A 13,261-nucleotide genomic window follows, 5' to 3' on the forward strand; every position below is an offset into this window, starting at 1 on the left:
CGATCGCCTAACTCACCATTGCCATATCCTGGAGACCGGAAACGACAGCTTCCGCTTCAGGAACAGTTCGGCAAAACCCGTCAAACCCGCGAAGGAGAAAACCAAAAACTTGACCCCGACCTGACCCAGACCCATCATCCACCCGGGTCAGTTCTCAGTGGAAACCCCGGGTCAGTTCTTCGCGGAAATCAACAGTTGAGTCTCTTCAAGATGTCGCTCCACCAACTTTTCTGCACGAGCAACAAGGACGCTTTGCACCTGCGCTGCAACCGGCGCCATGCGCTGCTGCGTCGGTCGCACACATGCCGCGATGACATCGATCGTCGCCTCAGCTGTCGCCGCGGCCTCTTGTTCCGACATGGTTGGCAGCCGTCGTACCAACAGTTGAAAATAATCGCTCAGGAACGCCCCGGTGGTCTGTCGCAGATCAAGACCATGCAGCTTGTCCAAGGTACCGAGCTTTTGTCGCAAAGCATCATGCGAGATTGCGACGCCCGTCATTGCGGACGAGGTTTCGATGGTGTTCATGGTTTGGGAGAGGTCCAGCACCTGAATGTCGCCGGCTCCTCCTTTGATCTCATCCGCTCCAGCGCATCCTCGATACTCCCCGCGCTCATAGCATGTAAACAGGAAGAGATCTCGTCCTCCCTTGCGCGCTCGGTCGTGGCTGATCGCATATCGTTGTGCGCCTTGTTTGGCGCGCAACATCAAAGAGGAGCCGAAAACGTATACATCCACTTCAGCAGCAAACGACTTTGGCCACTCGTCTTCTGCCGGGCTGACCTCAAACGCGTAGGGCTGCTCTTGCCAGGCTTCGAACTGCATGTTCGCGGGCAATTCTTCGGTCGAAAAACGAACGTGGGGCATAATCGTTGACACAGTGACCTCCGCGACGGTGCCAAGCCCTCCCATTCAGCGCTCGTTGGCACAAATCGTCAATACGTTGGCACGGTTTGCCGATTACCCGCGACAGGAGATGCTCTACCTTTCGAAGGAGATGTGCCACATGCCATGAGCCGCACCCAGGAGATGAGAACTTATGTTGCTCAGCATTGTTCCGTATCGCAGGCTGTGCTCTTCGCTCGTCTTTGCTTTGATCGCGACCGTCGCCGTTGCCGGCGCAGACCCGCTGCCCTCATGGAACGACACAGCCACAAAAATGGCGATCATCGATTTCGTGACGACGGTAACGCAACAGGGCGGACCGGAGTTCGTGCCGGACGATGAACGCGTCGCCGTCTTCGACATGGACGGGACCCTTATTCCAGAGAAGCCGATACCGGCCGCGGTCATCCCGCTCGCCGCTGACCTTAAGCATGCGGTCGAAAAGAAGCCGATCCTGGCCGACAAGCCGGCGATCTCAGCCTTCCTGAAAGGCGATGCGGCGGCATTGCACAATGCAGGTGAGCAAGGTCTGAACGATCTGATCGCTGCTGTTACCGATGGTCGAACGACGGAGGAGTTTTCTGCGAGCATTCTTCCGCTCATGAAAGCAACGACTCATGACAAGTTCCGTGTTCCCTACACGCGTGCCGTCTACAAGCCGATGGCGGAGCTGCTGTCTTATCTGGAGGCAAACGGCTTCGAAAACTGGATTTGCACCGGCAGTCCGATCCTGTTCACACGCGCCGTCTCGATGGAGATGCTTGGAATACCTCCCCAGCGGGTGATGGGTACCACCTCCGGCACCAGGTTGGACGAGCGCGACGGCAAGACGGTATTGGTGTTCGACGGTACAATCGACCACCTGAACGACCAGGAAGGCAAGCCGCCCACAATCAACCTTGCTCTTGGAGTGCGGCCTGTTTTCGTCGGGGGCAACGAGGGTGGCCGAGGCGATATCGCCATGATGCGCTGGTCAAAGGACCGCACGGGGCCGAGTTTTCAACTCCTCATAAATCACGACGATGCGAAGCGCGAGTTCGGGTACTCCGAGCCCGACAACTACTCGCTCGACGCGGCGAAACGATACGGCTTCCATGTGGTCAGCATCAGGGACGACTGGAAGACGGTTGTCGCACCGTGAACGAAGGAGGCAAGATCATGCTGAAGACGATCCTTACCGTGCTTTCGCTCCTCGCCGCCATTGGCACGGCAAAGGCGCAGGGCCTTGCACCCGACGAATTGCAGCGGCGAGCCATCGAGCGCCGCGCAGTCGAAGCGGTCATCTGGGGCATGCCTGCCGTCAACTACGATCTCATGTTGCAGGAGATGTTGACCAAGACTGAGGGCACGGTGAACCAGGTTACATATTGGTCCCGCCCCGTCGATTGGCACAACCAGACGCTCACGCCCAATCCCGATGCGATCTATTTCATGGTTTTCTTCGACACGAAGGAAGCGGGGCCGATCGTGATCGACGTTCCGCCGGCGGAGGGAGGCTCGTTCGCCGCCAATATCGACACTGTCTGGCAGATGCCACTTGAGGACGCGGGACCTTACGGCGAGGATAAGGGAGCCGGCGGCAAATACCTGATACTGCCCCCCGGCTACCAGGGGAAGGCACCCGACGGCTACATAGCCGTCCAATCCGAGACATTCGGCGGTTATGCGCTGTTGCGCTCGAACCTTGCGAGTCACGGCGACGCGGACATCGAGAAGGCAGTGGCTTACGGAAAGCGGCTCAAGGTCTATCCGCTCTCACAGGAGGCAAGCCCCCCGGAGACGAAATTCACCGACGCCAACGGCGTGCTCTACGATTCAACCATTCCCTACGACATCCGCTTCTTCGAATCGCTGGATCGCATCGTGCAAAGCGAGCCGTGGTTGACCCGCGATAAGGCGATGATCGATCAGCTCAAGTTCATCGGGATAGAGAAAGGAAAGCCTTTCGCTCCGGACGCCGAAACGACTGCGATCCTGAACGACGCGGCAACCGAGGCAAGAGCCTTCCTCGATCAGATGTATGAGGCTGGCTACCCACCATTCTTCCCCACCGCGCATTGGGCCGTTCCGGCCTTTCCCGATCTCGTCAAGGCGGGATCCTCGGGATACGCCGAGACCGACATTTATCCTGTCGACTATCGCGCTCTCACCTACAGCATGGGCTATATCGGCATAAAGCGCCTCGGCACGGCACAGACCTACCTTATCGCGAACAAAGACAAGGATGGCGAACCGCTGGCTGGCGACAAGAGCTACCGCCTGCATGTGCCGCCGAAGGTGCCTGTGGAGTTGTACTGGTCGGTGACGGTCTACGACCGCGAGACGCATGCGCTGGTCAAGAACATGGACCGTGCCAGCCGCGCGTCGAATGCCGCGGAAGTGCAGCCGAACCCAGATGGATCGACGGACATCTTCTTCGGCCCCAAGGCGCCGGAAGGAAAGGAGTCGAACTGGGTGCCGACCGACCCGCAACGCGGCTTCGAGTTGCTGTTCCGGCTCTATTCGCCGACCCAGGCGCTTTTTGAGAAGAAGGTCTGGACTCTTCCCGACGTCGAGAAGGTGAACTAGCGAAAGGAGCGTGTCATGCAAATCGGCGCGCGCTTCGCGAAATGGGGGCTCGGCCTCTTCATATTCGGCGTGTTCCTGACCTTCGGCATCGTCGCCCACTACTGCGTCGGCGCGCGCTGGCCGACCGGCGAGCTTTTCATGCAGAACATCACCCTCTGGTGGGCCTGCCCATGGACGCTCTCGGTCGCCGCCGTTCAGGCCGGCGGGCTCGGCATGGTGGCGCTGGGACTGACGTCAATGGTCGCAAACCGTGCAGGATCGGTGGATGACGCCAAAGGCTCCGGCGCGCTCTGGCTCTGCGTGATTGGGCTGCTAGGCGTCTTCGCAGTCGGCTATCCCGGCTATTTCGTCTTCGATGCGATCTGGCCGGGCTATTATTACTCTCCCGTCGCGATCGGAAAAAACGCCTGGCTGCTCGGTCAGGCGCTGTTCATCGCGATCTTTTTCGCGGGCGCGGTCGTGATGTTCACAACGGTGTGGCGCGCCCTCAAGACAATCAGCGAAGCTGCTTAGCCGAACACCAGACAGGAGGATGCCATGACCAGCATTGCCATACTTAACCGTCGAGACATGCTGCTCGGCACCGCAACGCTTGCCGCCGCCTCTGTGGTCGGCGCGAGCGGCGAAGGGACGGCCCACGCCTCGGAACTAAACCCGCAACCGTTGCCGCCGTCGCCCGGCTGGGGCGGGGCGCTGCCGCCCGGGCCTGATGCGCGCGTGAAGATCACAGAGGCCTATGCCGCCCACGTCGCTCGCGACGCCTTCTTCTGGGCCTGGCCGTTGGTAAACATGTACAATCGGCGGCTCGCATTCTCGAAGATGAAGGAGCACAGGTACGCTGGCCCGCTCCTCGAGTCTCCGCTCAACGAGCTCACCATGCTCATGGACTATGTCAATCCGGAAGAGCGTAATGTCGCCTGTCCTAACCAGGACGTGGTCTACGGCCTCGGCCTGCTCGCGCTGGATATTTCCCCTGTCGTCATCCAGGTGCCGGATTTCGGCGATCGGTTTTGGGTCTACCAGATCGTCGATCTGCGCACCGACAGCTTTGCGCAGCTTGGCAAGATGCACGGCACCACGCCCGGCTTCTACCTGCTGGTCGGCCCTGACTGGAGTGGTGAAACCCCGAAGGGCATCACCAGGGTGTTTCGCGCGTCGAGCAGCACGGGTCTCGCCGCGCCACGTATCGCCCAGGACGATACCCCGGAAGACAAGCGGGCAATTCAGGATGTCCTGACCGGAATCGTTATGTATCCGCTCGCCGACTATGACGGAGAGATGAAACGCATCGAGTGGAACAAGCTGCCCAAGGTTCCCGGCGCTCCGCCAGGCGAAGAGGAAACGCGGTGGGTGTTTCCCGACAAGTTTTTCGACGAGTTGCCGGCGGTGCTCGCCGATGCGCCGCCGCTGCCCGGCGAAGAAGCCCGCTACGCTCAAGTGTTTGCGGTGCTCGCGGCAGCCGAGAACGATCCTCAACTGAAGCAGGTAATGGTCGAGGCGGCCAAGGATGCGGAAGAGAAGCTGGTGAACCCACTTTTCCAGTTCCGCAACTACGGCCAGCAACTTCCGCATCACTGGAGCACGATTTCCAACGAGTCAGCGTTTGGGGTCGACTATTTCACGAGGACCGCCGTCGCTAAGTCGAACATCCTGGTCAATTCACCCGACGAGACGAAGTATTTCTATCAGGATCTCGATGCCTCGGGTGCACGGCTGAGCAGCGCCAACCGCTACACGGTGACGTTCGCGAAGGATCAGACGCCGCCAGTGAACGGCTTCTGGTCGCTGTCGATCTACAACGAGCACCACTTCTTCATTGCCAACCCGATCAACCGCTTCTCCGTGGGCACCAAGAACAAGGACTTGAAGCTCGCCGATGATGGCTCGCTCACCGTCATGGTGCAGGCCGATGAGCCGACCGATCCGGTCGCGCGCGCCAACTGGCTGCCGGCGCCGAAAGGCGACTTTTCACTCTACGTGCGCGCCTATTGGCCGAAGCCCGCCGTCATGGACGGCTCGTGGACGCCGCCTCCCGTAGAGAAGGCAGGCTGATCCTGATGTTGAACACGGAGATGATCGGGCGAGCATCCTGGGGCGTGGCCATCGCGATGGCTTCAACGTTCCTTGGAACACAGGCACAGGCCACCGAGGCAGCCGCAGGACGATACATCCCCGGTGCATTTGCCGGGCCGGGAGCTGGCATAGTGCCGCCCATCCCAGGCGGTTACTGGGCCGTTTCGAATATCTACTATCATGGCGGAGCGTCCGGCGATGTGCCTTTCGGCGACGGCTCCATAGCCCTCGGCCTTAAAGCAGATCTTTGGGTTACAGGCCTCGCGGGGGTCTACGTTCCGGAGATCGATTTGCCGGGCAACTGGACCTACGCCGTTCAGGGTTTGCTTCCGGTCGGTTGGACCAGAGCAAAGGCAGATGTCGGACCTCTGGAAGTGATCCAGGAAGTCGGTGGGATCGGTGACGTTGCGTTCGCTCCCGTGGTGCTTGGCTGGCACAGCGATTCCATGGACACTTGGCTTTCGACATCGCTTACAATCACCGCTCCGACGGGCGTCTGGACAGAAGGAGACATTGCCTTCGTCGGGTTGAACTACTGGACGTTCACACCCTCGGTTGCCTTCACCCGACTGGTGCCGGAATATGGCTTGGACTTCTCGGGAAATTTCGGCGTCGATATCAACACCACGAATTCTGACACGGACTATTATAGCGGCGCTGTAGCGCATCTCGATCTATCCATGACCAAGAACGTGACTGAAAATTTCGGTGTCGGGATTTTGGTGGGGTTCCTTTACCAGATCCAGGACGACGACAGCACATTCGCCAACAATCGTGACGATGGCTTCAAGGGACGGTCTCTGGCGATTGGGCCACTGGCGACTTACAAGGCCAAATTCGGTGAAGGCAAGGAAATAGACTTGACGCTGAAGTGGGCGCACGAAATCGAAGTGGAAAACCGGATGAAGGGGAACGCTTTCTTCTTCAATCTCGCCGGCAAATTCTAAAGCTAGTTTCGCTTCTAAAAATGCTTACTGCAAAGCCGCCTGTCAGGTTGGTGTCCGGCCACGCTGACAGCTGGGCGTGCCAAGAACGACGGCTTTAGAGAAGCCGTCGTTGACCTTGGAACGACCGAGATCAGGTCGTAAGCGGACGGAAGGCGTTCTGCACCGCTGCAGGCTCCTAAGTCGCCAGTCAACAACGCGCCTCCGAAGTCGCCTCTCAGCGCTCATAGCGCGGCGTGCATGTCGCGGAAGAGGCGTGGGGCGACGCCGAAGCGGCGCTCAAAGGCTTGCGCTAGGCGCGGTGTCGGGAACAGCCCGACCTGCGCCGCAACCGACTTCAGCGAAAGCCCGCGTGACAGAAGCATTCGAGCGGCATCAAGGCGGGCAATTTCGACGAACCGCGCCGGCGTTTCTCCAGTCGCCTCGATGAACCTGCGATGGAAGGTGCGTTCGGTCAGGCCGGCGCGGGCAGCGAGCGACGGCACGTCCAGGGGAGAGTCGAGATTGGCCTGTAGCCACCCGATGAGGTCGGCGAAGGGGCTGTCGCCCTTTGCCTGCGCCTTGAGAACTGGACTGAACTGGGACTGGTAGCCGGGCCGCCGGGCGTAGAGCACCAGCCGCTTCGCAACTTCGCCGGCGATTGTAGCATCGAGGTCGCACGCGACCATCGCCAGCGCCATGTCGATGCCCGTGGTCACCCCGGCCGATGTCCAGAGCCGACCGTCGACGACATAGAGCGCTTCGGGATCGACCGTGACCTTCGGAAAGGCTTTCATAAGAGGCTCGCAGGAATCCCAATGGGTCGAGATGCGACGGCCATCGAGCAGCCCGAGTGCCGCGAGGACGAAGCCGCCGGAGCATACAGAGCCGAACCGCTCCGCTTTCACGGCCAATGCCGGAATCGCAGCGCGCAGGGCGCTGTCCGCGACCGCAGGCAGAAGCTGCTCTCGTTCCGCTCCCACGACCAGCACGGTCCCTGTCTCTTCCGGCCGAATCCCTGCGACCGGGCGCGTCTCCAGCACAACGCCGCTGCTGCTTTCGATCGCGCCGCCATGGGCCGATGCGAGCAAGATCTTGTAGAAGGCGGGCTTTTCGCGCTGGTTCAGGGCGCGATTGGCCCCGTTAAAGACGGATGCCGGCCCCGAAACATCGAGCAATTCGAATCCCGGATAGACGATGAAGACGATATCGTGCATTGGCAGAAATTACTATCTCTTTGTCATTTCTGCCAGACGCCTCCGCCGCTAGTGTTCGGCTCAGCCGATGGGAGTTGCTGGAAAGGCCGGCCAAACCGACCGAAAGCCGCTTCCCGTTCCGCGGGAGACGCCGTGTCATTGTCGAAATCCTGGTTCATCTGGAGTGGTGTCGCTCTCGTCTTCCTTTCGCTGGCCGGTTTTGGCGGCTGGGTGTTGAGCCTGCCTGCAGCGACAGCGGCGGCAGAGACGCCGCCGGTGCCGCAGGAGGAGACCGACGCCACTTTGGCGGCACTGAAGCCGCCGAAGCGAGAGCGGCCTCTGATCGCCGTCATCGGCATCAACGACGCCACCGAGACGACCGACTACCTCATGCCCCCAGGCATCCTGCGGCGGGCCGACGTCGCCGACGTGATGATGCTGGCGACCGGGCCGGGTACGGTGACACTATATCCGGCGCTCAAGGTCGAGCCGGATGCGACCATTGCGGAGTTCGACGCCGGGCATCCGCAAGGCGCTGACTACGTGATAGTGCCCGCTATGGAACCACACGACGAGCTCGCTGCGCTGGCATGGATCAGGAGCCAGGCGGAAAAGGGCGCGACCATCGTCAGTGTGTGCGTCGGCGCCACCGTGATTGGCGCGGCCGGGCTGCTCGACGGCAGGAGGGCGACGACACACTGGTATTTCCTTAAGCAGCTGCGCGACGAGGTTCCCACGGTCCGGTACGTCGCCGACCGAAGGCTGGTGGTCGACGGCGCAGTCGCGACGACGACCGGCATCACCGCGTCCATGCCGATGATGCTGACGCTGATCGAGGCGATCGCCGGACGGAGCAAGGCGGAAGCGGTCGCGCGCGATCTCGGCCTCGAGCAATGGGACGCGCGGCATGCGAGCGGGGCGTTCAGGCTCACCCGTCCGTTTGCGATGACCGTGCTCGCAAATCGGATGGCCTTCTGGAACCGGGAAGAGGTGCGCATCCGGCTCGAGCCGGGCATGGACGAGGTATCGCTTGCCCTTGTTGCCGACGCCTGGTCGCGAACCTACCGGTCGAATGCGACTACCTATGCCATATCGTCGGACGCGGTGGTGACCATGAACGGAGTCCGCGTCATCCCCGACCGGGCGGAAGCGGACTGGCCCGAAGAGAGGCGCGTGTCAACCTTTCGGGACCGGAAGCCGGCCCATGCGCTCGACCTCGTCCTTGACGCGATTGCGACGCGCTACGGAGAGCGCACCACCAACGTGGTTGCCATGCAGCTCGAATATCCAAGACGGGCGATTGACCGATGACGGTCAGGCCGGTGCTCCGGATTTTATCCCTGTGCGATGTCGAATTCCGGCCAGCCCGTTCGTCATTACCACAGCGGGCGCGAATGACGCCCATCGGACACAGCCGGACAACCCGGATGAAACCGATCCACAGGGAGAAAACCCATGCCCAGCACGATCCGTCTACACCGCGTCATTGCCGCCAGGACCGAGAAGCTCTATCGCGCGTTCCTCGAACCCGACGCGGTCGCGAGTTGGCTTCCGCCATACGGGTTTCTCTGCACCGTCCACGAGCTGGATGCGAAGGTCGGCGGCAATCACCGGATGTCTTTTCGGAACTTCACGACAGGCCGCAGCCACGCCTTCGGCGGCACCTATCTAGAGCTCGTTCCGGGCGAGCGCCTCGTCTACACCGACGCTTTCGACGATCCAAACCTGCCGGGCGAGATGAAGGTCACGGTGAACCTGAAGGCCGTTTCGGTTGGCACCGAGGTGAATATCGAGCAACAGGGCGTGCCGGACATGATCCCCGCCGAGGCCTGCTATCTCGGCTGGCAGGAATCTTTGCGCAAGCTCGCGAAGCTCGTCGAGCCGGAGATCAACCAGTAGCGATGTCGAATCCGGGGAGGAAGAGCCCAGACAAGCCGGCCCTTCATCAGCAATAAGAAAGGAGGACGCGCCATGTCGCTTGCCCGTGTCCAGCACATCTCGATATCGCTCGACGGTTTCGCCACCGGCGAAGGTCTCAGCCTCGAATCACCCTTCGGACATGCGGGCGAAAGGCTTCACGAATGGATGTTCGAGACCCGATGGTGGCACCAGATGCTTGGAGAGCCCGGCGGCACGCGGGGCGTCGACGACGCCTTTCTGCGGCAGTTCGCGCCCGGGATCGGCGTCGAGATCATGGGTGCAGGGAAGTTCGGTTATCCCGGATGGCATGAGGACCCGGAGTGGAAGGGCTGGTGGGGGCCGAACCCGCCGTTCCACACGCCGGTGTTTGTCCTCACCCACCACCCGCGTGCGCCGATCGAGATGGAGGGCGGCACGACGTTCCATTTCATTGACGCCTCGCCTGCCGAAGCACTTGCAACGGCTCGCGAAGCTGCGGGCGGCATGGACATTCGCATCGGAGGCGGGGCAACCATGATCCGGGACTTCCTTACCGCGGGGCTGATCGACCACATGCATGTCGTGGTGGTTCCGATCCTGCTCGGGCGCGGCGAACGCCTCTGGGATGGACTTGAGGGCGTCGAGAAGGACTACAAGGTCGAGGCTGTCTCTTCGCCCAGCGGGGTGACGCACCTGACGTTTACGCGTGCCGCCGCGTGAACCGGCAACAGGGTGACGTCGTCAACTCTTTGCTTGCGGCTTGAAGGAACTGCCATGCTCAATTTTCTGAAACGAACGGCCTCCATTCACAGCGGCGTGCTGTCGGCTACGCTTATATGCCTGCTGTGTTCACCGGCAGTTGCGCAGGACGTGGTGATCGTCGGAGCCAAGGTCTACCCGTCTCCCCATGCTCCAGCCATTCCCGACGCCACCGTGGTCGTGCGTGGCGGCGTGATTGCCGCCGTGGGTCCCTCCGATCAGGTCGAAGCAGGTCCATCCAACCGCACAATTTCAGGGGACGGCCTCGTGGTGGTTGCGGGACTCTGGAACAGCCACGTCCATCTGCTCTTGCCGTCGATGGCACTGCCGCCGGAGGAAAACGCCGAGGCGCTCTCAAACGAACTGGAAGGGATGCTGACTCGGTGGGGCTTCACGACCGTGTTCGATATCGCCTCGCTCCCCGGAGCAGCGATCGACCTCAGACGTCGCATCGAAAGCGGCGAAGTGCGCGGCCCGAACATCCTGACGGTCGACGCGCCGTTCTTTCCAAACGATGGAACGCCGATCTACTTGCGTGAACTCCTGAAAGGCCTGCCCTCGATGGAGGTCGGGACGCCGGATGCGGCGTCCGAGCGTGTACGCCGGCAACTGGAGGCTGGCGCGGACGGCGTAAAAATCTTCGCCGGCGCAATCATAGGCGGCGAGACAGGCGTTCTACCCATGGCTCTGGACGACGCGAAAGCTGTGGTTGCCGAGGCCCACCGGCACGGCAAGCCCGCATTTGCTCATCCGAGTAACCAGGAAGGCCTCGACGTCACGATCGAAAGCGGGGTCGACGTTCTGGCTCATACGACCCCCGACGACGGGGAACGCTGGACACCAGAGCTAGTCAAACGTCTGACGTCGCACGACATAGCGCTCATCCCAACGCTCGGCCTGTGGCGAGTTGAGTCTGAAGCGCACGGGCTGCCAGCGGAAAAAGTCGAGCAGACAATCGCGCTCGCACAGCAACAGCTCGGCGCATTTGCAGCAGCCGGCGGAGACGTCATTTTCGGCACCGACATCGGCTATATCCAGACTTCCGACACCTCCAAAGAGTATCAGCTGATGCAAGGAGCGGGCCTGTCTTTCGAGCAGATACTGGCATCGCTCACGACGACCCCCGCCTCACGCTTCGGCGTCGGAAACAAGGGAAAGATCGAGGTAGGTATGGACGCCGACCTGACTGTGCTTGCGGCCGATCCAGCAAGCCGTATCGAGGCCTTTGCCGACGTGGCTTATACCATCCGAGGTGGTCTCGTGATTTTCCGATCGCAACGCTAGGCGCTACGCGGTGGCCACGCCGGAAGCAACATGGTCTCGCATTCGTCACGCAAGACGAGCTAGGATTTTGCTTCGACATTGCGGCTGAGGGGGAGGTGTATGTCGCACAGCGACATTATCTACCTTTCATAGATAAGGCGTTCGACCGCCTTGCTTCAAGACGTTGATAATCGCCTAGAAGATCGGCCCAATCGCTAATCTGCAAGGTCGCAAATGTATTCATCCGAACATGAAGTCGTGATCGCTGGCGGCGGCCCAACCGGGCTGATGCTGGCGGGCGAACTGGCACTGGCAGGTGTGGATGTGGCGATTGTCGAACGGCGCATAAACCAGGACGTCGAGGGCTCACGTGCAAGCGGGCTGCATCCCCGAGCGATCGAACTCCTCGACCAGCGCGGCATCGCCGACCGTTTCGTGTCGCAAGGAGAAAAGCACTATGTCGTGCTGTTCGCAGGAGCCGTTCTTGACGCGAGCGACCGGTCGACACGCCACAACTACACGCTCGCGCTCTGGCAGGAAAAGATCGAGCGCGGCCTTGCCGACTGGACGTCAGAATTGGCGGTGCAGACCTATCGCGGCTGCGAAGTAACAGACTTCGTGCAGGACGACGCGCACACCGTTGTCGCGTTGAACGATGGACGGGTATTGCGGTCGAAATATCTTGTCGGGTGCGACGGCGGTCGCAGTCTAGTCCGCAAGATGGCCGGCATCGATTTCCCCGGACGGGGCCCGGCGATCAGCTACCTGATTTTCGAAGCCTATATGGCGGACGAACCGGCATTGGGTATGCGTCATGGTGAAAGAGGCGTCTATGCCCTTGTTAGGCTGGAGGATGGCAAGCGCGTCCGCGGCGTCGTGACGGAGCAACAACTCGAACGGGGCGACAACCCCGCTTTCGAAGAGCTTCGCACAGCACTTGTCGCCGCTTACGGATCGGACTTCGGCGTGCACAACGTCACGTGGCTGTCGAGGTTCACCGATGCGGCGCGACAGGCAACCTTCTACCGAAAAGGGCGCGTGTTGCTGGCCGGCGACGCCGCCCATGTGCATTCTCCGGTTGGCGGACAGGGCCTGAACATCGGCCTGCAGGACGCGGTCAATTTGGGATGGAAACTGGCGCAGGTGGTCAAAGGCATCTCGCCGGCCAGCCTGCTCGACAGCTACCATGCCGAACGGCATCCGGTCGGAGCGGCCTTGCTCAAACAAACCCTGGCGCTGACGGCGCTCAACCGTGGCGACGAGCGGACGAATGCCCTACGCGAGATGATGGCGCAGGTGATGCAAATGGATGTACCCCGCAGGTGGTATACGGCGACGATGTCAAGCCTCGACATCCGCTACGACCTTGGCGAGGGACACCCGTTGCTCGGACGCCGCATGCCCGATCTGGATCTTGTGACCGCCGTCGGACCGACGCGGGTCTTCATGCTTCTGCATGATGCCCGGCCGGTGCTGCTCAATCTAGGGCAGCCCGGCGACCTAGGTCTCGTGGACAAAGGGTAACCAAAGCTTGGCTGCTGCGATGGCGACGAAGCCAAGGTAGGATTCCTTTGTCTTGTCGTATCTGGTGGCGACGCGGCGCCAGTTCTTGAGCTTGTTGAACAGCCGCTCGACCAGGTTTCGCCACTTGTATTTCTCAGCATCGTATGGCGCGGGGTCCTTGCGGTTGCGCTT

The 13,261-nt window shown here is 61.1% G+C and carries 13 protein-coding genes and 1 pseudogene; 11 read left to right on the forward strand and 3 right to left on the reverse strand.

Going from position 1 to position 13,261, the window contains the following annotated elements:
* Positions 1-124: ATP-binding protein (locus ABMA59_RS36210; protein ID WP_349007100.1), on the forward strand; the 124-nt coding region annotated here is incomplete at its 5' end.
* A 47-nt stretch (positions 125-171) separates the two neighbouring features.
* On the opposite strand, the gene ABMA59_RS36215 is transcribed toward ABMA59_RS36210, so the two are convergent.
* Positions 172-879 carry a hypothetical protein gene (locus ABMA59_RS36215; RefSeq protein WP_349010182.1) on the reverse strand — a complete coding sequence of 236 codons (708 nt, stop codon included), beginning with the start codon at positions 877-879 and terminating at the stop codon, positions 172-174.
* A gap of 160 nt (positions 880-1,039) precedes the next feature.
* On the opposite strand from ABMA59_RS36215, the gene ABMA59_RS36220 reads away from it, so the two are divergent.
* From ABMA59_RS36220 to ABMA59_RS36240, 5 genes are read left to right on the forward strand one after another with little or no spacing between them, the layout of a single operon-like run.
* The gene (locus ABMA59_RS36220) at positions 1,040-2,026 is read left to right on the forward strand and encodes an HAD family hydrolase (protein WP_349010183.1); all 987 of its coding nucleotides are present in this window, start codon (positions 1,040-1,042) and stop codon (positions 2,024-2,026) included.
* Positions 2,027-2,043: 17 nt separating this feature from the next.
* Positions 2,044-3,453, forward strand: coding sequence for a DUF1254 domain-containing protein (locus tag ABMA59_RS36225; protein ID WP_349010184.1), 1,410 nt, complete (start codon positions 2,044-2,046; stop codon positions 3,451-3,453).
* A gap of 15 nt (positions 3,454-3,468) precedes the next feature.
* A complete protein-coding gene (locus ABMA59_RS36230; RefSeq protein ID WP_349010185.1) occupies positions 3,469-3,966 on the forward strand; it encodes a hypothetical protein in 498 nt (165 codons plus the stop codon).
* A 57-nt stretch (positions 3,967-4,023) separates the two neighbouring features.
* Positions 4,024-5,505, forward strand: coding sequence for a DUF1254 domain-containing protein (locus tag ABMA59_RS36235; protein WP_349010186.1), 1,482 nt, complete (start codon positions 4,024-4,026; stop codon positions 5,503-5,505).
* A complete protein-coding gene (locus tag ABMA59_RS36240; protein WP_349010187.1) occupies positions 5,472-6,473 on the forward strand; it encodes a SphA family protein in 1,002 nt (333 codons plus the stop codon). Before ABMA59_RS36235 ends, ABMA59_RS36240 begins: the two co-directional genes overlap by 34 nt.
* A gap of 221 nt (positions 6,474-6,694) precedes the next feature.
* On the opposite strand, the gene ABMA59_RS36245 is transcribed toward ABMA59_RS36240, so the two are convergent.
* Entirely contained in the window at positions 6,695-7,666 is a 972-nt protein-coding gene (locus tag ABMA59_RS36245; protein ID WP_349010188.1) for a GlxA family transcriptional regulator, read from the reverse strand.
* A gap of 138 nt (positions 7,667-7,804) precedes the next feature.
* Between ABMA59_RS36245 and ABMA59_RS36250 the strand changes: the two genes are divergently transcribed.
* The 5 genes from ABMA59_RS36250 to ABMA59_RS36270 all read left to right on the forward strand — a co-directional run bounded on the left by ABMA59_RS36250 (position 7,805) and on the right by ABMA59_RS36270 (position 13,090).
* Complete coding sequence (locus ABMA59_RS36250; protein ID WP_349010193.1) at positions 7,805-8,956, forward strand: DJ-1/PfpI family protein; 1,152 nt, start codon at positions 7,805-7,807, stop codon at positions 8,954-8,956.
* Between the two features lie 144 nt (positions 8,957-9,100).
* The gene (locus tag ABMA59_RS36255) at positions 9,101-9,544 is read left to right on the forward strand and encodes an SRPBCC family protein (protein ID WP_349010189.1); all 444 of its coding nucleotides are present in this window, start codon (positions 9,101-9,103) and stop codon (positions 9,542-9,544) included.
* Between the two features lie 72 nt (positions 9,545-9,616).
* A complete protein-coding gene (locus tag ABMA59_RS36260; RefSeq protein ID WP_349010190.1) occupies positions 9,617-10,264 on the forward strand; it encodes a dihydrofolate reductase family protein in 648 nt (215 codons plus the stop codon).
* A 54-nt stretch (positions 10,265-10,318) separates the two neighbouring features.
* Entirely contained in the window at positions 10,319-11,587 is a 1,269-nt protein-coding gene (locus ABMA59_RS36265; protein WP_349010191.1) for an amidohydrolase family protein, read from the forward strand.
* A 213-nt stretch (positions 11,588-11,800) separates the two neighbouring features.
* Complete coding sequence (locus ABMA59_RS36270) at positions 11,801-13,090, forward strand: FAD-dependent monooxygenase (protein WP_349010192.1); 1,290 nt, start codon at positions 11,801-11,803, stop codon at positions 13,088-13,090.
* On the opposite strand, the pseudogene ABMA59_RS36275 reads toward ABMA59_RS36270, so the two are convergent.
* Positions 13,067-13,261, reverse strand: a pseudogene (locus ABMA59_RS36275) (IS5 family transposase); the annotation flags it as partial. The gene ABMA59_RS36270 and the pseudogene ABMA59_RS36275 sit on opposite strands and share 24 nt — an antisense overlap.

This window comes from Mesorhizobium yinganensis (assembly GCF_040081985.1).
GTDB classification, from domain to species: domain Bacteria; phylum Pseudomonadota; class Alphaproteobacteria; order Rhizobiales; family Rhizobiaceae; genus Kumtagia; species Kumtagia yinganensis.